Here is a 26453-nt window from a genome sequence, read left to right as displayed (position 1 = left end):
CGCAGGCCTCCGGGCTGCACCGGAATTGAGTCGAGCCTCCGTCCCGCGCCGAGGTTCAGGCCGGCCGGAGGCCGGCGCTCCCAAAAGACTTCCAAAGATCGCCGCGGCCGGCCTAGCGTGGCCGTTGCGTTTCATCCATGCTCACCGTTAACCCGAAAGTCCGCCCTCCGCTCGATCCTGAATTTCTTCCCGCTGCGCTGTGGCACCGGGCTTATCGCGCCCTCGTGGCCAAGGATGCCGGCGCGCGTCCGTTTGCCCTGGTGCTGGTGCGGCCGGATGGATCGGTGTTTCGGCACGACGCGCGGATTCTTTCGGCCGGTCATCCGGCGGCGGCGCTGACGCTGACTTACGCGGAGCGGTTGTTGAAATTCCTGCTGTGGATGAAGGGCGCTCCGCAGGTGCTCGTGGCGGGCGCCGATGAGATCGCGACGGCACTCGCGAAGATTTATCACCCGGCGGGCGCGCGTGCGTTCGATTTTGATTTCATGGGCCAGAAGATTTTCGGTCGCGTGTTTTCGGTGGAGGCCTCGACGTTCGAGGCGCTCCCGGCGTCGGTCGAAACCAGCCTGCCCATGGGCCGGCACCTCGAGGGCTGCCGCATCGGCTTCGATTTGGGCGGCAGCGATCGCAAGGCGGCGGCGCTGATCGACGGCAAGGTCGTGTTCTCCGAGGAGATCGCCTGGGATCCGTATTTCCAAAAGGATCCCGCGTATCACATCGAGGGCGTGCACGATTCGCTCCAGCGGGCGGCGGCGCATCTGCCGCGGGTCGACGCGATCGGCGGCAGCGCGGCGGGCGTCTATGTGAACAACGAGGTGCGCGCGGCGTCGTTGTTCCGCGGCGTGCCGGCGGATCTTTTCGAGCAGCACATCCGCCGGATGTTCTTCACGCTGCAGGAGCGCTGGGGCGGCGTGCCGTTCGAGGTCGTGAACGACGGCGAGGTCACGGCGCTCGCCGGTTCGATGGCGATGAACGACAACGCCGTGCTCGGCGTGTCGATGGGCACGAGCCAGGCCGGCGGCTACGTCACGCCCGCGGGCAACATCACGTCGTGGCTCAACGAGCTGGCCTTCGCGCCGGTCGACTACCGGCCTGATGGGCCGCGCGACGAGTGGTCGGGCGATCGCGGCGTGGGCGCGCAGTATTTCTCGCAGCAGGGCGTGGCGCGGCTGGCGGTGCGCGCGGGTTTCAATTTCCCGCCCGGCATCCCGCTGCCCGAGCAGCTCATCGCGGTGCAGACGGCGATGAAGGCCGGCGATCCGCGCGCGCGCGGCATCTACGAATCGATCGGCGTGTGCTTCGGCTATGGCATCGCGCACTACGCGGAGTTCTACGAGATTCGAAACCTGCTGGTGCTCGGGCGCGTGACGTCGGGCGAGGGCGGCGAGATCATCCTCGCCCGCGCCGAGGGCGTGCTGCGCGATGAGTTTCCCGAGCTCGAGGAATCGATCCGCCTGCGGACCCCGGACGAGCACAGCAAACGCCATGGCCAGGCCACGGCTGCGGCCAGTCTGCCGGCGATACCCGTCTCCTCCCGATGAAATTCTTCCATCCTGCCGCGGACATCTTCGTTCCAGACGCCAGCGTGACGCCCGAGGCGGCGCTCGCGCGCACCACACACCTGTGTGTGGCGGCGCATCAGGACGACATCGAGATCATGGCCTACCACGGCATCGTCGAATGCTTTGGACTGGCCGACAAGTGGTTCAGCGGCGTCGTCGTGACGAATGGCTCGGGCAGTTCCCGCACGGGGATCTACGGCAACTACACGGATGCGCAGATGCAGGACGTGCGCCGACTCGAGCAGCGCAAGGCGGCGTTCGTGGGCGACTACAGCATCCAGCTGCAGCTCGCGCATCCAAGCTCGGCGGTGAAGGATCGCGCCAATGCCGCGGTGCAGAGCGATCTCTCGGCGATCTTCGCCGCGGCGGGAGCGGACGTGGTTTATCTGCATCAGCCGGCGGACAAGCACGACACGCATATCGGCGTGTTCGGTCACAGCCTCACGGCGTTGCGCCAGCTGCCACCGCACCAGCGGCCGAAGCGCGTGTACGGCTGCGAAGTCTGGCGCGATCTCGACTGGATGGTCGACTCCGACAAGCAGGTGCTCGACGTCGGCCGGTTTCCCAACCTGGCGGCGGCGCTCGTGGGGGTGTTCGATTCCCAAATCACCGGCGGCAAACGCTACGACCTCGCGACCGCCGGTCGGCGGCTGGCGCATGCCACCTATCACACCTCGCATGCGACCGATCAATTCGACGGCATCACGTGGGCGATGGATCTCACGCCCCTCGTCAACGATCCGAGCCTCTCGGTGGCGGAGTACACCCTGAACCACGTCGAACGCTTCAAGCAGGACGTCGCGGCCCGCCTCGCGAAGTTCGCGTGAGCTTTTCCCCGGGAGCGCAGGCTCCGGCGTGCTGAGGAAAAATCGGAGCGTCGAACGCCCTCGCTCCGACGATATCTGTCCGTGCGTCCTGACATCCTGATCCTCGGCCAAGGCCTGGCGGGCACGATGCTCGCGGCGGAGCTGGAGCGGGTGGGAATTTCTTTCGCGATCGTGGATGCAGGGCACGCCTCCGCGGCGACGCCGGTGGCCGCCGGGATCGTGAATCCCGTGACGGGCCGCCGGATCGTGAAAAGCTGGCGCATCGAGGCACTGCTGCCGGCGGCGCGCCTGGCGTACCGCGCGCTGGAGGCGCAGCTCGAGGTGCCGTTGTGGCGGGAGCTGCGGGTGCGACGATCCTTCGCCGACGCGCGCGAACGCGACGCAGCGCTGGCCAAGCACGCGCGGGGCGAACTCGCGCCGTACGTTGAGACGGTGGACGAATCCGGTTTCTGGATTCGCGAGGCGGCGCGGGTGGATCTCAGCCGGTTGTTGCAGGCCGCGCGGGCGCGCTGGACGGCGGCGGGCGCGCTGCGGTCAGAGCGGATTGAGCTCGCGGATGCGATCGGGCGTCATGCGGTGGTCATCGACTGCCGCGGACGGGCGACGGCCACGGGTGGGACGTTCCCGTTCGTCCCCTGGGAATTCTCAAAGGGTGAATTGATCGAGCTGGCGGTCGAAGGCCTGGACCCCGATGTAATCCTGAACCGGCGGCACTGGGTGCTGCCGGTCGCGGCGCAGCGCGCATGGGTCGGAGCGACGCATGAACCGGGAGTGATGGACACGACGCCGAGTGAGGCCGCGCTCGGTGCGCTCACCGCCAGTGCGCGCGAGCTGCTGGGCGCGGAGCGGACCTTTGCGGTGGTGGGGCGGCGGGCCGGCGTACGCGTGCAACTGCCGGACAAGCGGCCGATCGCCGGGCGTCATCCGGACCAGCCCGGGCTAGGCCTGATCAATGCGTTGGGCGGCAAGGGCGTGTTGTGGGCGCCGCTGCTTGCACGCCAATGGGTGAACCATCTCACCGAGGGCGTGCCATTCGACGTCGAAGTCGACGTGACGCGGTTTGGACGGCAGGCGGGTGCACCAGCAGGCCGGGGAGGAAGCGCGGGGGGCGGCGGGAACGGAACGACGGAGAAATGAGCCAACGGCCAACGGTGAACGTGGAGGGAGATCCGTGGGTTGAATTCCTCTGCTGAAATTTGTCTGCAGTCGCGTTCGTTGCGGGTGGGCCTGCGGCCTCAAATCGCTGCAATCTCCTGTAACTTTTATCGGCGGATCGGGTTGTAGCTTCATGTCCGCTGGTTGGAAAAGACGCGCTTCGATCGCTCCCAGGCCACGCTTCGTCGTGAACTTGGTTCGGTTGGTCGCAAACGCGTTTTCCTCCAACCGTGCGGTCATCATACCGTTACTCGTTCGTAGTCATCAGTTGTGTTGTGTGGCCGGCTCGTTGTGGGGCCGGCCACATTTCTGCGTACGGGTCGCGGGAAACAGGTCGCTTGCATCGCCGCCGACGATTTAGTCCCATGAACCTTTCCGTAACTTCGCACCTGACCGCCATGAACCGTTCTCCGACCGTGCCCCAAGCCGGTGCTTCCGCCGCTTCGGCACCGCCCAGGAAATCCCGTGTACGCTGGATCATTCTCCTTGTGATTCTCGTGGGTGCCGGGGTCGGCGGCGCGGTGTACTTCAAGCGCAAGAACGAGGTGAAGAGCATCGCGGTGACGACCGAGAAGTCCGTCACCAAGACGATCACGCAGACCGTCAATGCCACCGGCAAGATTCAGCCGGAAGTGGAAGTGAAGATCTCGCCGGAGGTTTCCGGTGAAATCATCGAGCTCACCGTGCGTGAGGGCGCGCCGGTCAAGAAGGGCGATCTGCTGGTGCGGATCAAAGCCGACAATTACCTTTATCAGCTCGAACAGCAGGAGGCCAATCTCGTCGCGGCCAAGGCCGGCGCGGTGCAGGCCCGGGCGCAGCTGCTGAAGTCGAAGGACGACTTCAAGCGCACCGAGGACCTCTTCAAGCAGAAGTTGATGTCCGAGTCGGATTTTAATGCCGCGAAGACCACGGTCGACGTCGCCGAGGCCAACCTCGACAATGCGCTCGCGCAAATCCGCCGCACCGAGGGCCTACTCGCCCAGGCGCGCGATCTTCTGTCCAAGACCACGATTGTGGCGCCGACCGACGGCACGGTCAGCTCGCTGACGAGCGAGGCCGGCGAACGCGTCGTGGGCACCGGCACCATGGCGGGCACGGAGATCATGCGCGTGGCGAACCTCATCGACATGGAAGTGCGGGTGAACGTGAACGAGAACGACGTCGTCAACGTCAAGGTGGGCGACAAGGCTCGCATCACCATCGACGCGTATCCGGGCCGCAAGTTCGCTGGCACGGTCAAGGAAATCGCCTCCGCGGCGCGCACGACTGGCCAGAACACGCAGGAGGAAGTCACGAATTTCCAGGTGAAGATCCGCGTCGCCGACAAGGATGTCCGGCTCCGTCCGGGCATGAGCGCGAACGTCGACATCGAAACCAAGACGGTCGAAAACGTCGTCGCGGTTCCGATCCAGTCCGTCACGGTGCGCAGTCGGGAAGGAGCCAAGACCATCGAGCAGCTCGCGACCGATCGGGAGACGAAGGCCAAGGAAACGCAGGGCGAAGGCTCGGCCAACGCCGTCAATGAACGCCAGCAGCGCGATCGCGAACGCGCCGATCGGGAGGCGTTGCAGCGGGTCGTTTTCGAGGTGAACGGAGACACTGTGAAGATGGTCGTGGTGGAGACCGGCATCGGCGATACGTCGCACATGGAAATCAAATCGGGCCTCGCGGCCGGCACCGAGGTCGTGAGCGGCCCCTTCAGCGTGATCACCCGGCAGCTGAAGGACGGGACCAAGATTCGCATCGAGAAGCCCAAGAAAAAAGAGGACGAGAAAAAGTAAGACCCCTTGCCATGACTCCCTCCGCCCCTTCCACCGCCACGCTCGCCTCCCGCGCCGTTCGTCCCGCCGGGCCGTTGGTCATAGATATTGAAGGCGTCACCAAGCAGTACCGCATGGGCTCCGAGACCGTGCACGCGCTACGCGGCGTCGACGTGCGGATCCATCGCAACGAGTATCTCGCCATCATGGGTCCGTCGGGCTCCGGCAAGTCGACGTTGATGAACATGCTGGGCTGCCTCGATACGCCGACGTCCGGCCGCTATGAGTTTTCGGGCAAGAACGTCGCCACGATGGTGGACGACGAACTGGCCGAGATCCGCAATCGCGAGATCGGTTTCGTGTTCCAGACGTTCAACCTGCTGCCGCGTTCCGACGCGCTGCACAACGTCGAGCTGCCGCTCATCTACGCCGGCATCGGCAAGACCGAGCGGCTGGCCCGCGCGCGCGAGGCGCTGGAGAACGTGGGCCTCGGCGAACGGTTGCACCATCGTCCGAACGAACTTTCCGGCGGCCAGCGCCAGCGCGTCGCCATCGCCCGCGCCCTCGTCACCCGGCCGTCGATCATCCTAGCCGACGAACCGACCGGCAATCTCGACTCCAAGACGGGCGTCGAAATCATGAATCTCTTCGAGCAGCTCTACGCCCAGGGCAACACGCTGATCGTCGTCACGCACGAAGAGGACATCGCGCGCCACGCCCGCCGCATTGTGCGCCTGCGCGACGGCCTGATCGAATCCGACGGACCGGCGCATTGAGCCGTTCGTCCTTCCCTCTCCACGTCATGAGGCGGGCCCACCCCCGGTTGTTCATTCGCAGGGGCTGAACGCCTGCGTTTCCTGCCATGCGTCGGCTGTACTACGAACTCTTCGAATCGATCCGCATCGCGTTTGCGCAGATTCGCGCGAACACGCTGCGCTCGGCGCTGACCGCGCTGGGCGTGATCATCGGCATCGTGGCGGTGACGCTCATGGGCACCGCGATCAAGGGCATTGATGCGGGCGTGGACCGCAGCTTTTCGGGCTTTGGTGACGACATTCTGTACGTCACGAAATGGCCGTGGCGGGACGTCGAGGACTGGTGGAATTTTCGCAACCGCCGCCCCATCTCCTTCGATTACGCGCGGCAGATCAACGAGTGGATCGCCAGCAATCCCGGCGGCCCGCTGAAGCTCGCCGTGCCGACGGCCAATCGCGGCACGACGATCATTCGCGGCGAGTTTCGTTTGAACAACATCTGGACGCTCGGCACGTCCGCCGACTACGCGCGCATCACGCGGTCGGACCTGAAGGAGGGACGCTTCTTCAGCGATTTCGAGGCGCAGTCCGGCCGCAACGTGGCGGTGGTGGGCTTCGATGTGGCGGACGCCTTGTTCCCGGGCGAGTCGGCGTTGGGAAAAACGATTCGCATTCGTGACCAGAATTTCCAGGTCCTGGGCGTCGCGGCGCGTCAGGGCAGTTTCCTCGGGCTCTTCAGCTGGGACTCGATGGTGGCGATGCCGCTCACGACCTACCGGCGTTATTTTCGCGTGGGCGAGAACGGCGAGATTCGCGTGCAGGTGGACACGACGCAGATGAGCGCGGCGCGCGATGAGTTGCGCGGCCTGATGCGCCGGATTCGCCAGCTCCGGCCGGAGGAACGGGACGATTTCGAACTCAACGAACAGGGCACGATTCGCGCGCAGCTCGATCCGATCAAGAACGGCATCTTCCTGGCCGGTCTCGCGATCACCAGTCTCGCGCTGTTCGTCGGTGCCATCGGCATCATGAACATCACGTATGTGAGCGTGAAGGAGCGTACGAAGGAGATCGGCACCCGCAAGGCGCTCGGCGCCCGCCGGCGCACGATCCTGCTGCAGTTCCTCGTCGAGGCCACGTCGATTTGCGTTGCGGGCGGTGCGGTTGGACTGGCGCTGACGGCCGGAGCCACGCGCGCCATGGAAGTGGTCGCGCCGTCGTTTCCGCTGGTGTTTTCCGGCAGCCTCGTGCTCGTGGCGCTCGGTGCGTCGATGGCCGTCGGCATTGCGAGCGGGTTCCTGCCCGCGCTGCAGGCGAGCAAACTGGATCCGGTGGTCGCCCTCCGCTACGAATGATCTTCGGCGAAATATTCCGTCTCGCGCTGGCGTCGCTCTCGGCGAACAAGCTGCGCTCCGTGCTCACGATGCTGGGCATCACGGTCGGCGTGTTTTCCGTGATCGGCGTGATGACCTGCATCACCGCGTTGCGCGACAACATCGAGAGCGGGCTGAATGTCCTCGGCGCGAACAGTTTTCAGATCAGCAAATTTCCCGCGATCAACTTCTCGGATCCGCGCACGCGGTTTCGCAATCGCCGCGACATCTCCTACGCGCAGGCCGCGCGCTTCAAGGAGCTGATGCGCGATACCGCCGAGGTGAGCCTGCAGCTGCGGTGGGGCGGACGGCGCGTGGTGTATCTGGATCGCCGGACGAATCCGAACGTGCGGCTCGTTGGCGCCGACGAGAATTTCATGACGAGCCGGAACTTCGAGCTCGCGGCGGGCCGGAACATTCAGGCCGACGACGTCGAGTTCGGCCGCGCCGTCGTGATTCTCGGCCACGACATCGCGAACAAGCTGTTCGTGAACGAGGAGTCGCTGGGCAAGACGGTGCGCGTCGATGGCACGAGCTACACGGTCATCGGCGTGATGGCCCCGAAGGGTACCTCGTTCGGTGACAATCAGGACACGCAGGCGGTCACGACCATCACGCAATATCTTGAAATCTACGGCAGCGCGTACCGCTCGATCGGCGTCAATGTGCAGGCACGGAACCAAGAATCGCTCGCGGAAACGCAGGATGCCGCCGTCGGCGCGATGCGGCTCGTGCGCGGGCTCGCCCCCGAGTATCCGAACGATTTTGAAGTGTTCTCCAACGAGTCGCTGATCGAGGCGTTCAACAAGATCGCCGGCATCGTGGCGCTCGGGTCGTTCGCGATCAGTGCGATTGCGCTGCTGGCGTCGGGCGTCGGCGTGATGAACATCATGCTCGTCAGCGTGACCGAGCGCACCAAGGAGATTGGCATCCGCAAGAGCATCGGTGCGACGAAGCGGAACATCCTCATGCAGTTTCTCATCGAGGCCGTCGTGCTGTCGCTGGCCGGCGGACTGGCCGGTGTCCTTGCCGGGGTGATCGGCGGCAACGTCGCGGCCAGCCTGATGAACGTCAGCGCGATTTTCCCGTGGGGCTGGGCCGTTGCCGGGCTGCTCGTTTGCTCCGGGATTGGCGTCGGCTTCGGATTTTATCCGGCGTGGAAGGCGGCGTCACTCGATCCGATCGAGGCGCTGCGCTACGAGTAATACCAATCGCTCCTTGCTTTTGGACTTCTGGATCGATCGTGGCTACGAGCGCCAGCGAGTGGCCGTTCGGCCACTCGCTGGCGCTCGTAGCCACGGCTAAAGTCCAAAGGCAAAGAGCGATTGGTAAAAGGTCGCCCGGGAGCGCTGGCGTTCGGCCTGTTGCCTCGACGATTGCGGAGGTTGCAGGCGGGAGGCCTGGGCTCCCGGGGAAAACCCAACCAGGCTCAGACCACCGGCGGCACGCTTTGGCCGCGGTAGGTGGCGTCACCGAACCCGAGAATCGGATAGAAAATCGGTCCGAGGAACGCGAGGCCGACGCCGAAGCCCGCGCTTTTCCCAAAGGCCTTTGCGATGTCGATGGCAACGAAGATGGCGATGACGAAGCTCACCACGGGCACCAGGAAGAGCAGCAGCCACCAGCCGGGCCGGCCGGCGATCTTGAGCAGGATGTAGACGTTGTAGATCGGAATGATGGCGGCCCAGCCCGGGTGGCCGGCCTTCACGAACACTTTCCACAAACCGGCGATGACGACGATCAGGATGGCAAGGCACACCAACAGGGGCAGCACCCCGGCCAGCAATGAGACGGAATCGGACATGAGAGCAGTGGGTTGAAGTTTGGACCATCGAGCCGGCGTGGGACCAGACCGATGCCGGAGCTAACGACGTGGGGAAGTCGTTGGCAAGCAGAAGGCCGCGGGCGGGTCAGGCGTTCGCCCGGCACGTTCCGGAAATGTAGAATCAGCGGGCTGGACGCCCGCGCTCCCGGCCGCGACTGCAATCAACCGCGACGGATTTCCGAGCCGTGGAAGCGGATTTGAATCCGGAAGACTTTCTTCGTGCGGCAGCTGATCGCGCCGGTGGCCAAATCGACCCGCTCGGGGATTTCGATTTTGTGGATGTCGACGACGGCGTGGTAGCCGCGTTCCGAAAAGACATCGATCAGCATCGCGAGCGCCATGGGATGATCGAGCACCGCTTCCTCGGTGTTGATCAGCGCGACGCCGGAGATGGCGTGGCGGATGACGATCGGGATCATCTTCTTCTCGATGAACGACGTCACGCGCGCGAACAGTTCGCTGTGCTCGAGCTCGTAGGCGTCGAGGCGCTTCACCAGCTCCTGCCGCGCGCCGACGATGATCTCGCTCGCCACCGGCACGCCCCGCAGGCGATCGACCGTGCGCGGATCCAATTCCAATGTGCTCTGGTACTCGAGTTCGCGCAGGATGTTCTGCTCGACTTCATCGAGCGAACCCTGGGCGTTGATGAAGTGATAGTGGAAAATCTCCTTCAGGGACTGGAGCGCCTCCCACGTCTGTTCCTTGAACACCCGGTAACGCCGGCGGGCCAGCGTTTCGTCGTGATCGGTCGGACGATCCTCGAGCAGTTCGCCGATGCCGGTGCGGGCCACTTCCTCGTTGTGCTGGCGGGTTTCATGGCCGCGCTTCAGCTGGCGCGCAATCGACTCCTTCTCGTCGACGAAGAGCACCATGATGTGAATCGTCGGCTGGCGGAAATGGATGCTGAGCGGCGTGTGGTAGAACTCGCGCCGGAGCGCGTGCATCTTGTCGACCAGCAGTTTCAAGCACTCGACTTGAACCTTCGTGCGCGGAAAACCGTCGAGGATGACGCCGTCGCGATACTCGGCCCGCAACAGCTGCCGCAGCAGCAGGCGAACCACTTCGCGATCACCCACCATGTTGCCCGCATTCTTCAGGGCGCGGGCGTCCGCGGAGTCCAGCAGTGCGCTGATGACGATCGGCGGACAGGTCAGGCCGCGGGTTTGCGTGATGAACCCGGTGTTCGTGCCCTTGCCGGCACCGGGGGCGCCACCCAGCAAAATAATCTCCTTGGGGAACCGCAGACTTTCCCGGCCGAAATCCGCTTCGAGGTCCTGCCACACGGAATCGAAGATCAGATGGGCATCCTTGATCTCGAGGTCGGTGAGCTTTCCGGGAGCGGGCAGGGGTGCGGTCGTCGTGACCGTGGCGGGAGTTTGCATGTCGGAGTCGCGGGGAAGAAGAGGAAGGTAAAGGGTTTTGGCGGCTACTTCGACACAAGAAAGCGGGCGTAGGAGCGTGGCGAGCCGCAACCCCGCCGACCGGGCGAAACCCGGGCGGTTTTCTGAGGGTTTTACCGCAAGGAAAATCACCGGATGTTTCGTGCACTTTGCCGGCGAAATTTTCTCCAAAAAACCGCGATTTTTTTGGGGACCGGCCGGAACTGGCGCAACGGGGCTCGGTCATAGATGCCAACAATTCGCGCGGGCTTAGCCTGTGGAATTGTTAAGTTGAAGCTGGACCTGGCGGGGTCGCGCAAGCGACCCCGCCTTGTTTTGGGCGTTTCAATCCCGGTTCGGCGCCCTTTTAATCTCTCCACTCCATGCGAATTCTGATCGTCGACGACGAAGCAGGCATCCGAAAGACCACGCGAATCGCCATCGAGACCGCCGGCCATGAGGCGGCGGAAGTGGCCAATGGGGCCCGGGCAATGAAGGCGATCGAGGACGAGCAGTTCGACGTGGTGTTTCTCGATCTGAAGCTGGGGCTCGAGGACGGCCTCGAGGTGCTCGCCCGTTTGCTGAAGGCGCAGCCCACGCTCCACGTCATCCTGTTCACGGCCTACGCCAACATCGCCACGGCGGTCGAGGCCATGCGGCGCGGCGCGTACGACTTCGTGCCGAAGCCGTTCACGCCCGATCAGATTCGCGGCATTCTGGCCAAGATCGAACGCACCCGCGTGTTGCAAGCCAAGGTGAGCAGCCTCGAGGGGGAAATCGCGTCCGAGTCGCCACCCGTGGACCTCGAGCCAGGTGATCCCGTCACGCGTCAGGCGATCGAGATCGCCTTCAAGGCCGCGGAAACGCCCGCCAATATCCTGATTCTCGGTCCGAGCGGCACCGGCAAAAGCGTGCTGGCGCGGGAAATTCACAAGCGCAGCGCGCGCCGCGACGCCGCCTTTGTCACCGTCAGCTGTCCGAGCCTCTCCCGCGAATTGCTCGAAAGCGCATTGTTCGGGCACGTGAAGGGATCGTTCACCGGCGCCGTGGTCGATACGATCGGCAAGGTGGCGGCAGCCGACGGCGGCACGCTCTTCCTCGATGAAATCGGCGAGATGCCGCTCGATATCCAGCCGAAGCTCCTGCGTCTGCTCCAGGAACGCGAATACGAGCGGGTGGGCGAGGCGAAGATTCGTCGCGCCAACGTGCGCGTCATCGCCGCCACTAATCGCAATCTCGCCGACGACGTGAAGCAGGGAAAATTCCGCGAGGATCTGTTCTATCGCATCAACGTGATTCGCGTGGCGCTGCCCGGGCTCCACGATCGGCCCGCCGACCTGGCGCGTTTCACCGCGAGTTACTGCGCGTTCTTCTCTGCGCGGCTCGGCAAGAAAATCGTGGGCTGCTCGCCGGCGGTGACGGCGGCGTTTGCGTCGTATCCCTGGCCGGGCAACTTGCGCGAACTTCGCAACGTGATTGAGCGCGCGGTCATTCTCTCCGGTTCGGATACGATCGAGTCCTGTGATCTGCCCGACGAGTTCGGCGCCAAGTCCGAGGCGGGAATCGAGGTCGGTGCCCGCGTCACGATCGATGCACTCGAAGCCGAACACATCCGTCGGATTCTGGCCCTCTCCCGCAATCTCGACGAGGCGGCGCGGACGCTCGGCATCGATCCCGCCACCCTGTACCGCAAGCGGCAGAAGCTTGGCCTGCTCTAGGCGGCTGACGCCGATGCTGCGCACGCGTCTCTACCTCGGCCTCCTGCCGCTCCTGCTGCTCATCGCGGCGACCGGCGGCTACGCCATTTACGTGTGCCGTGACCTAGCGGGATCGCTCTCGCGCGATCTGGTGAACAACTATCGCTCGGTCGTGGCGGCGCAGCAGATGCGCACCGCGGCGACGCTGATGAATTCCGCGCTCGCGCCGCTGGCGTTGGGCGAGAACGAGCGGCGCGTTTTCGAGGAGAACAAGTCGACGTTCACGCGCGAATTGATGGCGCAGGCGGCGCTTTCAGCTGGGTCGCCGCGGTCCCGCTTTGTTGGCGCGGTTGACGAGGAGTTCGCGCGCTTCCGGCAGCGCGGCGAGGCCCTGCTACAGGTGGGCGGCTCTGGTTCCCTGCGCGCCGCAATCGACAACCGCGGCAGCATCGTGTCGATCTACGGCGCGCTCGACCGGCTGGCCCAGCACGATGTCGAGGCGGCGCAACAGACGGCCGCGCGCGTGGACCGCCTGGGCGAGAAGACGCAGCAGGTGATGCTGGTCACGATCGCCGGCGGCGTGGTGCTGTTCCTTTTTCTCGCGTGGCGGCTGGCGGCCTCGTTGCTGGCGCCCATCCGCATGCTCACGGCGTCGGCGGTGGCGCTGGGCGACGGCGATCTCGATCGCGAGGTGCCGGAGCTCTCGCGCGATGAACTCGGGCAGCTGGCGAAGGCGTTCAACACGATGGCGATCAAGCTGCGATCCTATCGCAACGCGACGGTCGCACGCGTGCTGCGCGCGCAGCGCACGATGGAGGCCACGCTCACTTCGGCGCCGGATCCCTTGTTTGTGGTCGGCCGCGACGGCACGGTGGAAGTGCGGAATCCCGCGGCGGAACAGCTGGCCTCGCTGCCGGAGTTTGCGCACGGCTTTCCCCCCGAACTCGCGGAGGCCCTCGAGCGGGTGCTCGCGAGTGGGGAACACGACGTGCCGACGGATTATTCGCGGGCGATCGCATTGCGCGTCGCGCGCGAGGACCGGCATTATCTGCCGCGCGTCCTCGCCATCGGCGACAAGCTCACGGAGTTCAACGGCGCGGCCATCATTCTGCAGGACGTCACGAAATTCCGGCTGATGGACGACGCGAAGACCAACCTGGTCGGCACGGTGAGCCACGAACTCAAGACGCCGCTGACCAGTTTGCGCATGGCGCTCTATCTGTTGCTCGAGCAGAAGCTCGAGGGGCTCTCTGGCCAGCAGCGCGAGTTGCTGGAGGATGCGCGGACCGATGCGGATCGGCTGCTCCGAATTCTGGATACGCTGCTGGATCTCACCCGGCTGGAGGGCGGGGCTTCGACGCTGGAGCGCTCCGAGGTGCCGGTGGCGACGCTGGTCCGGAACATCGCGAACGAGGCGCAGGCGTTCATCGGCAACGTCGGGCAGCGGCTCACGGTGACGATTGCGCCGGAGCTGAGCGCGGTCGCGTTGAGCGTGGACGAGGATCGGATCCGCCATGTGTTCATGAATCTGCTGACCAACGCCTCCAAATTCTCCCCCGCGGGCGGCGCAATCGCGCTGAGGGCGGACGCGGAGGAGGGTGGATTCGTGCGGTTCAGCGTGCGCGACGAAGGCCCCGGCATTCCGAGCGCGAGCATCGGGCGCATCTTCGAGCGTTTCTACCGGGCACCGCATCAGGACAAGCGTCCGGGTGCGGGCCTCGGGTTGGCGATCGCCCGGGAGATTGTCGTCGCCCACGGTGGATCGATCGCGTGCACCAGCGTCGAAGGGCACGGCAGCGAATTTTACTTTGTGCTGCCGCGGTGACCGGACGCGATTGATCGAGGCGGCGTGCAATTTTACGGGAGCTGGATTAAGGTGTCCGCATGGCGCAACCAAACCGCCCCGGGGCTGTCCATCCCGTCGATGCAAGGCCAGCCCCTGCAGAGGTTCCGGTGATTCTCCGCTCCGGCGGCACCGTCGTTTTCTCCCCCAACTGAATCCGAACATTCCTACCATGAAAAATCGTACTGATAGCAGCACTGCCGAGACGCCCGAACAATTGGTTGAGCAGATCAGCCGGCTCATGAACGAGGCCGAGGCCATGCTCTCGGGCCCGGTGACGGAACAGGCCAGCAGCCAGATCGCCGATATCAAAGAGCGTCTGGAAACGGTGCGCGACCAACTCGGTGCCGCCTACGGACGCGCGAAGAAGTCCGTGGTCGCCGGCGCGAAGCGCACGGACGAGGTGATCCGCACGCATCCGTACGAGTCGCTGGCAGTCGCGCTCGGCGTCGGTGTGCTGCTCGGCGCCCTCATTTGCCGGAACAAGGATTGAGTCCTCCCCCGCCCATGCACCTGCCTGGAACCTCCGGCATTCTCGGCAGCCTGCGCAACCTCGCCGACGGTTTGATGGGATCGCTCCATGACCGGCTTGAATTGCTGGCCATCGAATTGAAGGAGGAGAAGGTTCGGCTGATCCAGATTTTCATCTGGATCAGCGCCGTGATGATTCTCGCGCTCCTCGCCGTCATCTTCACCAGCCTCGCGGTGGTGGTGCTGTGGTGGGAAACCGCGCGGGTGACGGTGGTTTTTTCGCTCGCGGGTTTCTACGTCCTGGCGTTTGTCGGAGTGGTCATGGCCTTTCGTCGCTACTTGAACGCCCAACCCAAGCCGTTCGCGACGACGCTGGGTGAGTTGCAGGAAGATCACGCATGTATCCGAACGAAGAACTGACCCGGCTGGCCGAGCGCAAAGTGCGGCTGCGCGTGGAGATCGATCTGCACCGGCGGCAGTGCGCCTTGGCCGCGGCCGAGCTGGCCGCCCCGCTCGCCGCCGTGGATCGTGGCATCGCGACCTGGCGCCGGATTTCACCGTGGGTGAAACTGCTGGCCCTGCCCGGTGGCCTGCTCGTCGGACGCCTTTTCAAGGGCCGCTCCGGCCTGGGTCGGTCGCGTGGCGGCTGGCTGGGCACGGCCATGGCGGCGATTCCGCTCGTAATGCGCGGAGCCAAGATGGCCATGAACCTGAAAGCCGCGTTTGCCGCGGCGGAAGCGCGACCGCGCGGTGCTCCACCGCCGGTGTCGCCGTCGCGACGGTAAGCGAAAGTCGCCGCCGGGCGGCGTCAGGTCTTGCGCGTGATGACCTGCGGCGCGGTGTCAATCTGGCCGCGGGTAACGCCCAGCTGGTTGATCAATTTCAGCTCCCGCCACAATTCCGCGCCGGAAATCTCGCCGCGCAGGAGTTGCTGGTAACGGTTCAGGGTCTGGCGGACTTCGTCCGCGCTCTCGTTCACGAATTCCACCCGGAAATTCTGCGCGCCCAACTGCAGCAGACGTGACACGTATTCCGCGCCGGTCTGGGCGCGGTTGTTGAAGACGGTGTTGCGGCAACCGGCGTCGGCCTTCAGTGGCAGCTCCGCCCCAACCCGGTCGCGCAGCGCAACGCGGTGCGTGTCGCACGGACGGCCGCAGTCCCGGTAATCCTTGCCGGTGGAGAGAAACGCGCAGAACACGCAGTGCTCCATATGGAACATCGGCATGTGCTGGTGAATCGTCAGGTCGAACCACGCCGGCGGGGCCGACTGGAGCAGCGCCTCGAGCTGCGTGATGTTGAGATCGTAGCTCGCCGTCACCCGCTCGAGCTGCTGATGGCTGACGAAATAGTCCGCCGTCCACGGGTTCGCGACATTGAGCGAGAAATCTCCGCGCATCCGCGCACCGGCGAAGAAAGCCAGGTGGTCGTAGTTGCGGACCAGATACCCGTCGGCGGCCGCCGATTTCACCTGCTCGAGGATCCACGTTTCGCCCGGCTTGAAGATGCGCGGCGGCGCGACCCAGATGGACGCCGCCGGCAGGGGCGCGGCGGCCTGCAACTCGCGGAAACGCGCGACGGCATTGCGGTAGTGTTTGGGATTCTCGAACTCGCAGTAGATCGTGCGCGCACCGGACGCCCACGCCGCGTCGAGCTGCTCCAGCAACCGGATGACGGCGATCACCTCCGGTTCGCGGCGCTCCGGGTGGTGCGCGGCCGGGATCGCGAGCTTCGCGGGCGCGTCGTTTCGTCCCCACCGTTTCGGCTGGGCGCGAAGCGCATCCAGGGCGGTGACGGCGTCACGGCGCACGCGATTGAGTTCGCTGACGGGAAGAATGACGTCGCCCTCGAGGAAAGAAGTGAACTCACCCAGCGCGAACGGCGTGCCGCCCAGCCGGCCGAGTTGTTCGCGCAGCCGATCGGCGGTGAGCGGCTGCTTTTCGGCGCGCGCGAGGGGCAGCGCGGATTCGACCTTCACCACGTGGCCGTCGCCGTCGTTGGCTGTCAGCGTGAGCGGTGTGCCGGCGCGGCCGTGCACCTCGAGCGTCACCGGGCGTTGGAAGCGGATCTTCTCGCCCTCAAACGTCGCGCGCAGCTCGCGGTCGAGCGCGGGATCGTTCGTCTTCCACACCCGTTGGCCGGCGCGCACGCGGCGCCAGTCAATGTCACCGTGGCCGAAGCGCAGCGTGCTTTCTCCGCCCGGCCCCTGGGCTTCGACCTGGTAAACGCGGCCGCCTTCCTCGCGTTCGTCCGGGCGACCGGCGTCGAACACCAGGCCGTCGCCGGGTTTCAGGGGCGCGAGCAGGCGAAGCGTGACTGATTCGCCGGTGACGCGTGAAATCTCCCCGAGCAGCACGCCTCGTTTGGTGCCGAAACGCCCGTGCGCGAGTTCCTGATTATGGATGCCGCGAAACCACCCGGTGTAGAGTCCGCGGGAGAACGCCATCTGGAGCTCGTAGCGGGCGGGCGTCGCGGACGAAGGGAGAGCTGAGGGTGGGGGGGGCAGCGATTCGGAACTCCGGACGTTCGATCGGCTCTCAACGCTCAACGCCAAACTCTCAACCCTGCCCAGCGCGTCCAGCGCCTGGCGATACACCCGGGTGATGCTGGCGACGTATTCAGGCGACTTGAGCCGGCCTTCGATCTTGAGTGACGAGACGCCGGCGCGTACCAGATCGGCCAATACGTCGATGCCGGAAAGATCCTGCGGGCTGAGCAGGTAGCGGCGGTCGCCGAGATCCACTTTCTCGCCATCGGAGATGAGATCGTACGGCATGCGGCAGGCCTGCGCGCACTCGCCACGATTGGCCGAACGACCGCCGAGCGATTCGCTGGTCAGGCACTGGCCGGAGTACGCGACGCACAGCGCGCCGTGCACGAACACCTCGAGCGGCATCGGAATACGCTTGGGATCTGAGATCTGAGATTTGAGATCTGAGATCTCCATGGCCGCCTGGATTTTTTCGATCTCGGCGATGGAGTTTTCGCGGGCGAGCACGACCAGCTGCGCGCCCAGGTTGCGGGCGAACTCGACGCCCGCGGCGCTCGTGATCGTCATCTGCGTCGAGCAGTGGATCGGAAAGTCAGGCGAGAGCGCCCGGATCATCCGGCAGATGCCGACGTCCTGCACGATCGCGGCATCGACGCCCGCGGCGATGATCGTGCGAAGGTAATCTTCCGCCGCGCCCAGCTCGTTGGCGAACACCAGCGTGTTGAACGTCACGTACCCGCGGACCCCGCGCTTGTGCAGGAACTCCATCAACGCCGGCAGGTCGGCCTGCGTGAAATTCTTTGCCCGCATCCGCGCGTTGAAGCGCTCCAGGCCGAAGTAGATCGCGTCGGCGCCATTTTCCACTGCGGCGCGCGCGCATTCCCAGTCGCCGGCGGGCGCGAGCAGTTCGGGCAGAGTCCGACGGACAGCGCTGGTGGGAGCGGGACGGGGGGAAAGGGCGGTGGACACGACGAGGAACGAAATCGAAAACGGTGCGCCGGGGCTCAGGCGGCGGCTTCGGTGGGCGCGGGCGTGGGTTGCGGTCGGACGCCCGGGGTGGCGACATGCGGGGCGGCGGCGCGGAGTTCCGCGGCGAGCAGCACCGTCAAAACGAAAAAGCCGATCGACGCATAGCCGAGCACCGGCATTCCGTGGAGCTGTCCGCCGGGCGTGCGCGTGATGAAGCTCCCCGCCAGCACGCTGGCGCCCGCGCTCGCGGCCTGCTGCAGCGCCGCGTTCACGCTCATGAAACCGCCGCGATAGCGCGCCTCGACCGCATTGGTGATCATCGTCATCGCCGGCGCAAACCGCCCGGACATCGTCACCATGAACAGCGCCATCATCACCGATGCCGTCGCGAGTGAGGCGTGTCCCATGTGGGTAATGACCAGGACCACGAATACCGCGCCGCCCGACATGATCGCGAGCAGCTTCAACCGGTCCATGCGATCGCTGAGCCGGCCGACCAGCGGCGTACTCAGCACCGTCGCGAGGCCGCCCGCAATGTAGGTGATCGGCAGCTGGATTTTTTCATCCAGTCCGACGTTCGACACGAAGGACGGCGCGATGAAAGGAATCAGGACGCCGCCCGCCATCACCAGCACGGCCCCGAGCGCGAAAGCCCGCAGGTGAACGCGGTGGGAAAGAATCGCGCCCATCTGGCGGAGCGGCTGGTGGCCGTGCACCGCAGTGCGAATTGGCGGCAGCGCCATGATCGCCAGCACCAGAATCGCGGCCGCGCAGCCGGCCAGGAGGAAAAACGGCGCGTGCCAGCCGAACTTGCCGGCGAGCACAAGGCCGAGCGGGACCCCGACGACCGACGCCACCGGAAACGCCACCATCACATAACTCATCGCGCGACCGCGTCGCTCCGGTGGAATGATGTCCCCGACCATTGCGTTCACCATCGAGCCGGCGAGACCGCCAAACGCCCCGGCCGCGATGCGTGCGAGCATCAACGTGTGGTGCGTGGGCGCCAGCGCACAGGCGAGCGTGGTCACGCCAAACCCGGCGTAGAGAAAAACCAGTGACCGTTTGCGGTCGAAGCGGTCGAGGACGAACCCGCCCGCGAAGCCGCTCACCGCCGCCGCGATGCCATAGGACGCGACCAGGTAGCTGAACTGGGCCGGCGTGATGTTGAACACCACCATCAACTGCGCCCCCAGCGGCATCATGATCATGAAATCCAGGATGTGCGTGAACTGCACCGCTCCCAGGGTGAGGAGAGTGGCGCGCTCGCGTCCCGGCGACAGACCGTGGTGATGTCCACTCAGTGGCATGAAGGAGTCCAGCGTTCGCCTTTTTGCTCAAAGCGCAACCGTCACGACGGCGCCGGTTCTTCCGTCGTGCCGCTCTGGACGCGCACGTGTTCCCGCAGGAGGGAGAGAAAGAGTTCGGCTCCCCGGCTTTGGTAGCGCTGGAGGTGGCGAATCACGACGAGTTCGCGCGTCGGTTGGCTGCCGGTCAGCCGCAGGTACGTCAGGTTGTCGCGATCGTCCGGCAGGCGGGCGAGTTGCGGCAGTAGCGAAATGCCCAGTCCGCTCGAAACGAATTGCTTGAGCGTCGCCACCTGGGCGCAACGGATGCCGATGCGGGGCTGGAATTTCTGGTCGCCAAAGAACGAACGGATCTGCGAGGCGAGGGCACTGGAGTCGCCCAGCGACACAAACGTTTCTTCCGCCAGGTCCTTGATGCTGATTTCCGACCGACTCGCGATCGGGTGACGCGACCCGACCACCAGCATCAGCGGCTCGACCAGCAGCGGTTCGATGGAGATGCGATGGTCGCGCACCGGCAGCGGCACCACGGCCAGATCCAGATCGCCCTCAATCACGCCCTGCAGCAGTTTGCCGCGAAAGTCTTCCTGGGCATCGATCAACAAGTTCGGGTGCGAGTCGCGCAACTGCGCGATGAACGGCGTAATCAAGTACGGCATCACGGTTTGGACTGCACCCACCGTGATCCGACGGCCGAGTGACGGGTGATCCGCGAGCTCCTTGGCGGCGTTTTCTACCTCCACGAGAATGCGCCGGGCCCGCTCGAGAAAGGCCGTGCCTGCTTCGGTCAGGACCGCCTTGCGGCCCAGCCGGTGAAACAACTTGTGTCCGACCTCGCCCTCCAGCTTCAGGATTTGCTGGCTCAGAGACGGTTGCGACACGTGGACCCGACTCGCCGCCCGGGTGAAATTTTCCGTCTCCGCCACCGCCACGAAGTACCGCAGTTGGTGTAATTCCATAGTTTGATCCTATGGAAACAATAGGAAGTCGCGATTTCAACTATTGTTCAGAATGCCGTAGTATAGGCACGTCGGACTGAGATCGGTTCGACGAAAACCAAGACAATACCATGAATAAGAACATCCTAGTTGCGGTCCCCGTCGGCCTTCTGGCCGTTGCCGCCATCGTGCTTTCTTTCCGTTCCTCAGTGAGCGCGGAGTCCGTGATTGGTTACGCCAGCGTGTTCGCACTGCTGAGCGTCGCCGCTCTGGAATACCGCATCAGCTGGAAACGGCTCCTCGGACGTAGCTAAAAACGGTCCGAACTGAGTAAGCCTGTAACAGGGGCCCGGAGAAATCCGGGCCCCTTTTTATTTTTGCGCATCGGGGAAAGCGGGAATCCGGCACTTTTGGAGCCTTCGTTAGACAAACGGGGCGGGTCATGACGCTTCTCAGGCAAACTCTGCCGAACTCCCGCCGCATGGAGGAATTCTCCGCACATGACTCTTGGAAGACCTGGTTTCAGCGCTTTGGCCCCAAGCTCCTGCTGTGCGCCCGCCATTACACGCGGTGCCAGGCTGATGCGGAGGACGTGGTGCAGGAGGCTTTCGTTCGGTTTTGGCGGCATCAACGCGGGCTGCCCGGCGACCCGATGGCGCTCATGGTCACGTCGGTACGACGAGCGGCGTTCGATCTGGCCCGCCGCAACGGTCGGCGGGTCGCCCGCGAGGAACGCACGTTCGACGACGGCGACGCTGGTTTCGCCGGGGCGTTTGAGCCGGAGGGACTCGACGGCGCGGAACGTCGCGCGGCGCTGGAGGAAGCCTTGCAGCGCATCCCGGCCGAGCAACGCGAGGTCCTCCTGCTCAAGATTTGGGGCGAGCTCACCTTTGAACAGATCGCGGCCGAGCTGCAGCTGCCGCCCAACACGGCCGCGTCGCGCTATCGCTACGGGCTCGCCGCCCTCCGCCAACACCTGACCGCCGCTGACTGCCATGGATGACGAACTGCAAAGCCTCGAGGCCGAGCTGAAACGGCTCCGCCCTCGCGAACCGTCGCCGTACCTGCTTGCGCGCCTCGAACGCGACCTCGCGGTAAAGAACGTGGTTGGGGACGCGCGCCCCGGGAGCGCAGGCCTCCGGCCTGCTTCCGATCGTCCAGCGGACGGGACATCTGCGGTCCCGTTACGTCCGATGGCGGCGTCGTTTCGCTGGCCGTGGTGGACCGCGTTTCCCGTCGCGGCTGCGCTGGCAGTCGTGATCTGGCAGACGGGTCGCGGGCCGGTCCTGCCCGGGCCGAACGCCCCGGAGGAAAATGCGCTCGCGCCTGCGGTCGCGGCCGGGCCTGAAGCGCGCGCCGGCAGTGATGGCGGCGCGGCGGGGCTCAAGCCGATCCGCGTTGAAAATCTGCTCGTGGAAGCGAGCGACGAAGGCGTCGTGACGCTGGCCGACGGCACGCGGGCGCGCCGCGAACGCCTGCAGTACGTCGACACCATCGTTTGGAAAAATGCGCGGACGAACGCGTCGCTCACCTGGAGTGTGCCGCGTGAGGAAGTCCGCGTGGTGCCGGTCAGCTTTCAGTAATACCAATCGCCCTTTGCCTTTGGACTTTAGCCACGACCGATCCAGAAGTCCAAAAGCAAGGAGTGATTGGTATAAGTCATTTCTTAACCATCCGTCTTTGTCATGAAAACACCGATACTCACCCTCGCGGCCTTGCTCGCGTTGACCGCCACCCGTTCCACCTCGACCGCAGCCGAGGAAAAACCGTCCGCCCCGGAGCAAAAGCGATCGCTCCGCGTGCTCGCCGCGCCTGATCGCGATCTGCGCCCGTCCGGGCCCCGCGAAATGGTCCGCCAGGAAAAAATCGAGCTGGAAACCGTGGCGTTCCTCGGCGTCGAGACCGGCGCGGTTTCGGCGACCACTGCGGCGCAGCTGGGGTTGACGCGCGGCACGGGCCTGGTCGTGAACCACGTTCTGCCCAAGAGCGCCGCGGACGGTGTGCTGCAGGAGCACGATATTCTGCTCAAACTCGACGATCAGATTCTGATCGAAACGCGGCAGCTCGCCGTGCTGATCCGCACGCACAAGGAAGGTGACGACGTGACGGTCACGTACCTGCGGGCGGGGCAGAAGGCCACCGCGAAGCTCAAGCTGGGCAAGACCGAGGTGCCCAAGGTCGCCGGTGGGATCGAGGCGGGAACGCGTTTCGAGTTTTTCGGCGCACCACAGGGGCCCGAGGCGGGGCGGGCCGAAGTCGATCGGGTGCTCTCGCTCATGCAGCGTTCGCCGTCGGGCGAACCGCTGCGCGTGCAGATTGATCGCAATGCCGGTCCCGGGATTCGTGCGATGGCCATCAACACCGCCAACAGCAACCTCGTGTTCACCGACGGCGAAGGCACGCTCGAGCTGTCGACCAAGGACGGCGTGAAGTCGCTCGTTGCCACCGGCCCCAAGGGTGAACCGGTTTTCTCGGGTCCGATCACCACGCCCGCCGAGCGTGACGCCCTGCCGGCCGGCGTGCGCGAGCGCCTGGAAAAACTCGAGGGCATGCGCGACGTCACGTTCCGCACCGACGGCGATTTCCGCGGCGCGGGCACGCGCGTCATCCGGCCGCGCGGCATCTCGCTGCCGATCGCGCCCGCCGCACCCGCCGCCACTCCGGCGCGCGGGCCGGTGCCGGCGTTTTTCTAAGTCGGACGTACGCAGGAGCGCTCCCGCGAAGCACGCGAACGGACGCGAATGAGAATGAGACCAAGGGTCCGGCGATCTGCATCGAGGTTCACCGTAGGTGCCGGATAATACCAATCGCTCCTTGCTTTTGGACTTCTGGATCAATCGTGGCTACGAGCGCCAGCGAGTGGTCGTTCGGCCACTCGCTGGCGCTCGTAGCCACGGCTAAAGTCCAAAGGCAAAGAGCGATTGGTATAACTCCTCTTTCCACTCATTTGCGGCCATTCGCGTGATTAGCGGGCAACCGAATTGTTCCGGCTCAGCCGCGGCGAAGTTTGCGCCCGGCGGCGGCAGCTTACGAGTTGTCGCCGTCGAGCATGCGTCCCAGCCCGCCCAATACGGAGCCTTCCTCGCGTCCGCCGCGTCCACTCTGCGGCGCCGCCGCGATGATGCGCCCGGCGAGCCGCGAGAACGGCAGCGACTGCAGCCAGACTTTGCCCGGCCCGCGCAGGGTGGCGAAGAAGAGGCCTTCGCCACCGAACAGCGCCGACTTGATGCCGCCGACGAGCTGGATGTCGTAGTCGACGGTCGGCTGAAACGCCACGATGCAGCCGGTATCCACGCGCAGCAGTTCGCCCGGCGCGAGGGTGCGCTCGTACAAAGTGCCGCCGGCGTGCACGAAGGCCCAGCCGTCGCCCGTCAGCCGCTGCATGATGAAGCCCTCGCCGCCGAAGAGACCCGCGCCGAGCCGTTTTTGAAACGCGATGCCGATGCTCACGCCCTTGGCCGCGCAGAGAAATGAATCCTTCTGCGCGATCAGTTCACCGCCCAGATCGCGCAGGTGCACCGGGATGATCTTGCCCGGGTACGGGGCGCCGAACGCGACGCGGCGTTTGCCTGTGTACTGATTTTTGAATACGGTCATGAACAGCGACTCGCCGGTCAGCAGCCGTTTGCCCGCGCCGAGCAACGCCCCCATCAGACCTGAACTCCGCTGCGAGCCGTCGCCAAACACGGTCTCCATCGCGATGCCGTCATCCATGAACATCATGCCGCCGGCCTCGGCCACGATGGCTTCCTGCGGATCGAGTTCGATTTCGACGAACTGCATGTCGTCGCCGTGGATCTTGTAGTCGATCTCGTGCATTTGGACTACGAGCGGGGGAGGAAGAGGATCGTTCATCAGAGGATCGGACGGGAGCGTTGCATCACCCGACCACAACACCGGCCGCGGGCAAAAGTTACAGGTTAGCGCGAAGCGTCGGGCGCAGCCGGCGCAGCGACGGCACGCACCAGCCGATCGTCGCCGTCGTTCGGTGCCGGGGTGAGTTTCAGCACCGCGCACATCAGATTATAGACGTGGATGTTTTCGACCGCCGGAATGGCTGCGCCGCGGCGAAACGCCGGTCCTTGCGCAATGAAGATGCCGTGCATCGACGTCAGCGCGGGATCGTAGCCGTGGTCGCCCTGCAGGTAACCTTTCGCCGCGTAACGCACCCGGTAGCGTTCGTACGTGGAACGCGGCACGACGTGCCAGCCTTCGTCGGGCAGCACCCACACGGGGGCGACGCGGTCGCTGCCACCGCGCAGGTGCAGCTGCGCCGGCAAATCGTCGGCGAGATAGGCCTTGGCGTGGGGCAGAGTGGACAGCCGGCGGACGAGCCCGGCCGCGTCGCCCTGCAGCGGCCGCAATGTGAGCACGCTGCCGTCCGAGTCGATCTGCACGCTCGCGCGATCAATGTGGTCGTCGAGAATGACGACCCGCTCGAGCTGAGTTGCCGTCATGCCGTGGTCCGAAACGATCAGGAGATTCGGCTCGATGCCTGCTTCCTGCAGGCGCGATCGCATCGCTGCGAGCCGCGTATCCAGAAGTTGAACCGCGCTTCGCACCTCGTCGGATTCCGGTCCGAAGGTGTGACCGGCACCGTTGGTTTCCTCGAGGTAGAAGGCGACGATCGCCGGCCGCTCCGCCGGTGGCAGCGTCAGCCAGCGCACCAGTTCATCGAGGCGCTGCTCGAACGGAACGCGATAGTCGAACTTCTGCCAGTAGGTCGGACGCACGCCGTGAATTTCCACTTCGGAACCGACCCAGAAGGCCGTGGCGGCCTTGCGGCCTTGTTTCACCGCGGTGACCCAAATCGGTTCTCCGCCCCACCACTTGGGATCCAGCGCGATGGTCGGCTGGTTGTAGTGGAAGTACGTCCCGCTCGCCGCGTCGAAGAAGTCGTTGTTGATGATGCCGTGCTTCGCCGGGCGGAGGCCGGTGACGATCGAGTAGTGGTTGGGAAACGTGTTGCTCGGGAAAACCGGAATCAGTCCGCGCGCGGTCACGCCGTCCCGCTGCAACGCCTGCAGCGTGGGCGTCTCGGCCGCATAGCGCTCCGTGTAGTCCCGGCGAAAGCCATCGAGCGAAACGAGAATGAGCGGCGAATCGGCGCGGGCGGTCGACGCCAGCACGATCAGCAGGAAAAGCGCGCGCAGCTTCATCGGCGAAGGGTGACGATCGTCGCGCCCCACGAGCCGCTGGTCTCGTCGCCGGTGCGAAAGGAAGCGACGAGCGGCGATCGCTGGAGCAGGGTGTGCACCGTGGTGCGCAGGGTGCCGGTGCCCTTGCCGTGAATCACGCGGACTTCGTGGAGGCCGCGGGCGGCGCACTCGCCGAAGTAGGCGGGAATCAACTCGCCGAGATCGGACGGCCGGAACGTGTGCAAATCCAACTCGCCGGTGATCGGCAGCGGGATCGGGGCGTCTGGGGATTCCGCCACCGTCGGAGACACGCTCACGGTTTCGGCGTCGGTCCCGGCTCTGCCGGCGGCGTCGGAGGCGGAGGCGAAGCGGGCGCAGGTGCCGGCACGGGCACGGCCGGAGCTGCGGCAGGCGGTATGGCGGCAGACGGGGTCGGGGGCGCGGGCGGGTCGGCCAACGGTTTCACGGCGTCAGGCAGTACGGGCGTCGTGGGCGTTGCCGCCGGCGTATCCGTCGCGATCGGAGCGGTCGCACTCGTCACGACCGGCGTTCCATCCGGATTGGTCGCAGCGGCCGGGGTCTCGGACGGCGGCGGAATCTCATTTCCGTACTCGTCGTAGTGATGCTCGTAATGATGGTTGTCGGGACCGCCGGGATCAGAGCCCGGCGTGAGCGCCGGAACGGTGGCCGGAGGGGCGATCGTGGGCGTGGTGTGCTTGCGTTCGTCCTCCTCGAGGGCGCGCTTGAATTCCTCCTCGACGCCGGCGGCCGCCTTTTTGAATTCGCGGATCGATTTGCCGAGGCCCCGGGCAAACTCCGGCAGCTTCTGGCCGCCGAAGAGGACGAGCACGATCACGAATATGAGCAGCATCTCCGGAGCGCCGAGCCCGTCGATGAATGCTAGCGATGTGCAAGCCATGTCCATGACCCCACTGTGATTCATTTAGGGGAAAAAGGTAGCGAGAA

Annotated in this window: 25 protein-coding genes; 16 read left to right on the top strand and 9 right to left on the bottom strand. The window is 65.2% G+C overall.

Annotated features, from left to right (window positions below):
* Positions 1-137 precede the first annotated feature (137 nt).
* From ACLJEU_RS24090 to ACLJEU_RS24060, 7 genes are all read left to right on the top strand, one after another.
* Entirely contained in the window at positions 138-1541 is a 1404-nt protein-coding gene (locus ACLJEU_RS24090) for an ROK family protein (RefSeq protein WP_414663965.1), read from the top strand.
* Positions 1538-2389, top strand: a complete 852-nt coding sequence (locus ACLJEU_RS24085; protein ID WP_414663966.1) for a PIG-L deacetylase family protein — start codon at positions 1538-1540, stop codon at positions 2387-2389. Before ACLJEU_RS24090 ends, ACLJEU_RS24085 begins: the two co-directional genes overlap by 4 nt.
* 81 nt (positions 2390-2470) lie before the next feature.
* Positions 2471-3526, top strand: a complete 1056-nt coding sequence (locus ACLJEU_RS24080; RefSeq protein WP_414663967.1) for an NAD(P)/FAD-dependent oxidoreductase — start codon at positions 2471-2473, stop codon at positions 3524-3526.
* Between the two features lie 416 nt (positions 3527-3942).
* Positions 3943-5325, top strand: a complete 1383-nt coding sequence (locus ACLJEU_RS24075; protein ID WP_414663968.1) for an efflux RND transporter periplasmic adaptor subunit — start codon at positions 3943-3945, stop codon at positions 5323-5325.
* 11 nt (positions 5326-5336) lie between these two features.
* Positions 5337-6080: an ABC transporter ATP-binding protein gene (locus tag ACLJEU_RS24070; protein WP_414663969.1), complete on the top strand. Its 744-nt coding sequence runs from the start codon at positions 5337-5339 to the stop codon at positions 6078-6080.
* A gap of 86 nt (positions 6081-6166) precedes the next feature.
* A complete protein-coding gene (locus tag ACLJEU_RS24065) occupies positions 6167-7414 on the top strand; it encodes an ABC transporter permease (protein ID WP_414663970.1) in 1248 nt (415 codons plus the stop codon).
* Positions 7411-8637: an ABC transporter permease gene (locus tag ACLJEU_RS24060; RefSeq protein ID WP_414663971.1), complete on the top strand. Its 1227-nt coding sequence runs from the start codon at positions 7411-7413 to the stop codon at positions 8635-8637. The genes ACLJEU_RS24065 and ACLJEU_RS24060 overlap by 4 nt, the downstream gene beginning before the upstream one ends.
* A gap of 224 nt (positions 8638-8861) precedes the next feature.
* Here ACLJEU_RS24060 and ACLJEU_RS24055 read toward each other — a convergent pair whose 3' ends face one another.
* Positions 8862-9236, bottom strand: a complete 375-nt coding sequence (locus ACLJEU_RS24055) for a DUF5684 domain-containing protein (protein ID WP_414663972.1) — start codon at positions 9234-9236, stop codon at positions 8862-8864.
* A gap of 182 nt (positions 9237-9418) precedes the next feature.
* On the bottom strand, positions 9419-10639 hold the full coding sequence (locus ACLJEU_RS24050) for a nucleoside monophosphate kinase (RefSeq protein ID WP_414663973.1): 1221 nt from the start codon (positions 10637-10639) through the stop codon (positions 9419-9421).
* 380 nt (positions 10640-11019) lie between these two features.
* Between ACLJEU_RS24050 and ACLJEU_RS24045 the strand changes: the two genes are divergently transcribed.
* The 5 genes from ACLJEU_RS24045 (at position 11020) to ACLJEU_RS24025 (ending at position 15432) form a co-directional block, all read left to right on the top strand.
* Positions 11020-12354 carry a sigma-54-dependent transcriptional regulator gene (locus ACLJEU_RS24045; protein ID WP_414663974.1) on the top strand — a complete coding sequence of 445 codons (1335 nt, stop codon included), beginning with the start codon at positions 11020-11022 and terminating at the stop codon, positions 12352-12354.
* Between the two features lie 13 nt (positions 12355-12367).
* Entirely contained in the window at positions 12368-14158 is a 1791-nt protein-coding gene (locus ACLJEU_RS24040; protein ID WP_414663975.1) for an ATP-binding protein, read from the top strand.
* A 190-nt stretch (positions 14159-14348) separates the two neighbouring features.
* Positions 14349-14669: a DUF883 family protein gene (locus ACLJEU_RS24035; RefSeq protein WP_414663976.1), complete on the top strand. Its 321-nt coding sequence runs from the start codon at positions 14349-14351 to the stop codon at positions 14667-14669.
* Between the two features lie 14 nt (positions 14670-14683).
* Positions 14684-15067 carry a phage holin family protein gene (locus tag ACLJEU_RS24030; RefSeq protein WP_414663977.1) on the top strand — a complete coding sequence of 128 codons (384 nt, stop codon included), beginning with the start codon at positions 14684-14686 and terminating at the stop codon, positions 15065-15067.
* The gene (locus ACLJEU_RS24025; RefSeq protein WP_414663978.1) at positions 15046-15432 is read left to right on the top strand and encodes a hypothetical protein; all 387 of its coding nucleotides are present in this window, start codon (positions 15046-15048) and stop codon (positions 15430-15432) included. The genes ACLJEU_RS24030 and ACLJEU_RS24025 overlap by 22 nt, the downstream gene beginning before the upstream one ends.
* Before the next feature lie 23 nt (positions 15433-15455).
* Here the strand turns inward: ACLJEU_RS24025 and ACLJEU_RS24020 are convergent, their stop codons facing one another.
* From ACLJEU_RS24020 to ACLJEU_RS24010, 3 genes are read right to left on the bottom strand one after another with little or no spacing between them, the layout of a single operon-like run.
* Positions 15456-18104: a peptidase U32 family protein gene (locus tag ACLJEU_RS24020; protein WP_414663979.1), complete on the bottom strand. Its 2649-nt coding sequence runs from the start codon at positions 18102-18104 to the stop codon at positions 15456-15458.
* A gap of 35 nt (positions 18105-18139) precedes the next feature.
* Positions 18140-19414, bottom strand: a complete 1275-nt coding sequence (locus ACLJEU_RS24015) for an MFS transporter (protein WP_414663980.1) — start codon at positions 19412-19414, stop codon at positions 18140-18142.
* 41 nt (positions 19415-19455) lie between these two features.
* On the bottom strand, positions 19456-20370 hold the full coding sequence (locus tag ACLJEU_RS24010) for a LysR family transcriptional regulator (protein ID WP_414663981.1): 915 nt from the start codon (positions 20368-20370) through the stop codon (positions 19456-19458).
* A 110-nt stretch (positions 20371-20480) separates the two neighbouring features.
* Here ACLJEU_RS24010 and ACLJEU_RS24005 point away from each other — a divergent pair, with 110 nt between their 5' ends.
* The 4 genes from ACLJEU_RS24005 (at position 20481) to ACLJEU_RS23990 (ending at position 23042) form a co-directional block, all read left to right on the top strand.
* Positions 20481-20663, top strand: a complete 183-nt coding sequence (locus tag ACLJEU_RS24005; RefSeq protein ID WP_414663982.1) for a hypothetical protein — start codon at positions 20481-20483, stop codon at positions 20661-20663.
* A 167-nt stretch (positions 20664-20830) separates the two neighbouring features.
* Positions 20831-21352 (top strand): RNA polymerase sigma factor, encoded by a 522-nt coding sequence (locus ACLJEU_RS24000; protein ID WP_414663983.1) that lies wholly within the window; start codon positions 20831-20833, stop codon positions 21350-21352.
* 190 nt (positions 21353-21542) lie between these two features.
* A complete protein-coding gene (locus ACLJEU_RS23995) occupies positions 21543-21932 on the top strand; it encodes a hypothetical protein (protein WP_414663984.1) in 390 nt (129 codons plus the stop codon).
* Between the two features lie 102 nt (positions 21933-22034).
* Positions 22035-23042 (top strand): PDZ domain-containing protein, encoded by a 1008-nt coding sequence (locus tag ACLJEU_RS23990; protein WP_414663985.1) that lies wholly within the window; start codon positions 22035-22037, stop codon positions 23040-23042.
* 334 nt (positions 23043-23376) lie between these two features.
* Here the strand turns inward: ACLJEU_RS23990 and ACLJEU_RS23985 are convergent, their stop codons facing one another.
* From ACLJEU_RS23985 to ACLJEU_RS23970, 4 genes are all read right to left on the bottom strand, one after another.
* Positions 23377-24204, bottom strand: coding sequence for a TIGR00266 family protein (locus ACLJEU_RS23985; protein ID WP_414663986.1), 828 nt, complete (start codon positions 24202-24204; stop codon positions 23377-23379).
* Positions 24205-24269: 65 nt separating this feature from the next.
* Positions 24270-25508 carry an alkaline phosphatase family protein gene (locus ACLJEU_RS23980; protein WP_414663987.1) on the bottom strand — a complete coding sequence of 413 codons (1239 nt, stop codon included), beginning with the start codon at positions 25506-25508 and terminating at the stop codon, positions 24270-24272.
* Complete coding sequence (locus ACLJEU_RS23975) at positions 25505-25804, bottom strand: Smr/MutS family protein (protein ID WP_414663988.1); 300 nt, start codon at positions 25802-25804, stop codon at positions 25505-25507. The genes ACLJEU_RS23980 and ACLJEU_RS23975 overlap by 4 nt, the downstream gene beginning before the upstream one ends.
* The gene (locus ACLJEU_RS23970) at positions 25801-26430 is read right to left on the bottom strand and encodes a Sec-independent protein translocase subunit TatA/TatB (protein WP_414663989.1); all 630 of its coding nucleotides are present in this window, start codon (positions 26428-26430) and stop codon (positions 25801-25803) included. Before ACLJEU_RS23970 ends, ACLJEU_RS23975 begins: the two co-directional genes overlap by 4 nt.
* Positions 26431-26453 lie beyond the last annotated feature (23 nt).

The sequence above is a fragment of the Terrisphaera buseokensis genome (assembly GCF_047521145.2).
Taxonomy (GTDB): Bacteria; Verrucomicrobiota; Verrucomicrobiia; order Opitutales; family Opitutaceae; genus ER46.
Note: the sequence above shows the minus strand (reverse complement) of the source record. Positions and strands in the feature narration are given on the sequence as shown.

Coding starts and splice junctions, on each gene's coding strand:
- ACLJEU_RS24090 (WP_414663965.1), top strand. CDS start 138: ATGCTCACCGTTAACCCGAAAGTCCGCCCTCCGCTCGATCCTGAATTT.
- ACLJEU_RS24085 (WP_414663966.1), top strand. CDS start 1,538: ATGAAATTCTTCCATCCTGCCGCGGACATCTTCGTTCCAGACGCCAGC.
- ACLJEU_RS24075 (WP_414663968.1), top strand. CDS start 3,943: ATGAACCGTTCTCCGACCGTGCCCCAAGCCGGTGCTTCCGCCGCTTCG.
- ACLJEU_RS24070 (WP_414663969.1), top strand. CDS start 5,337: ATGACTCCCTCCGCCCCTTCCACCGCCACGCTCGCCTCCCGCGCCGTT.
- ACLJEU_RS24065 (WP_414663970.1), top strand. CDS start 6,167: ATGCGTCGGCTGTACTACGAACTCTTCGAATCGATCCGCATCGCGTTT.
- ACLJEU_RS24060 (WP_414663971.1), top strand. CDS start 7,411: ATGATCTTCGGCGAAATATTCCGTCTCGCGCTGGCGTCGCTCTCGGCG.
- ACLJEU_RS24055 (WP_414663972.1), bottom strand. CDS start 9,236: ATGTCCGATTCCGTCTCATTGCTGGCCGGGGTGCTGCCCCTGTTGGTG.
- ACLJEU_RS24050 (WP_414663973.1), bottom strand. CDS start 10,639: ATGCAAACTCCCGCCACGGTCACGACGACCGCACCCCTGCCCGCTCCC.
- ACLJEU_RS24045 (WP_414663974.1), top strand. CDS start 11,020: ATGCGAATTCTGATCGTCGACGACGAAGCAGGCATCCGAAAGACCACG.
- ACLJEU_RS24040 (WP_414663975.1), top strand. CDS start 12,368: ATGCTGCGCACGCGTCTCTACCTCGGCCTCCTGCCGCTCCTGCTGCTC.
- ACLJEU_RS24035 (WP_414663976.1), top strand. CDS start 14,349: ATGAAAAATCGTACTGATAGCAGCACTGCCGAGACGCCCGAACAATTG.
- ACLJEU_RS24030 (WP_414663977.1), top strand. CDS start 14,684: ATGCACCTGCCTGGAACCTCCGGCATTCTCGGCAGCCTGCGCAACCTC.
- ACLJEU_RS24025 (WP_414663978.1), top strand. CDS start 15,046: ATGTATCCGAACGAAGAACTGACCCGGCTGGCCGAGCGCAAAGTGCGG.
- ACLJEU_RS24015 (WP_414663980.1), bottom strand. CDS start 19,414: ATGCCACTGAGTGGACATCACCACGGTCTGTCGCCGGGACGCGAGCGC.
- ACLJEU_RS24010 (WP_414663981.1), bottom strand. CDS start 20,370: ATGGAATTACACCAACTGCGGTACTTCGTGGCGGTGGCGGAGACGGAA.
- ACLJEU_RS24005 (WP_414663982.1), top strand. CDS start 20,481: ATGAATAAGAACATCCTAGTTGCGGTCCCCGTCGGCCTTCTGGCCGTT.
- ACLJEU_RS24000 (WP_414663983.1), top strand. CDS start 20,831: ATGGAGGAATTCTCCGCACATGACTCTTGGAAGACCTGGTTTCAGCGC.
- ACLJEU_RS23995 (WP_414663984.1), top strand. CDS start 21,543: ATGGCGGCGTCGTTTCGCTGGCCGTGGTGGACCGCGTTTCCCGTCGCG.
- ACLJEU_RS23990 (WP_414663985.1), top strand. CDS start 22,035: ATGAAAACACCGATACTCACCCTCGCGGCCTTGCTCGCGTTGACCGCC.
- ACLJEU_RS23985 (WP_414663986.1), bottom strand. CDS start 24,204: ATGAACGATCCTCTTCCTCCCCCGCTCGTAGTCCAAATGCACGAGATC.
- ACLJEU_RS23980 (WP_414663987.1), bottom strand. CDS start 25,508: ATGAAGCTGCGCGCGCTTTTCCTGCTGATCGTGCTGGCGTCGACCGCC.
- ACLJEU_RS23970 (WP_414663989.1), bottom strand. CDS start 26,430: ATGAATCACAGTGGGGTCATGGACATGGCTTGCACATCGCTAGCATTC.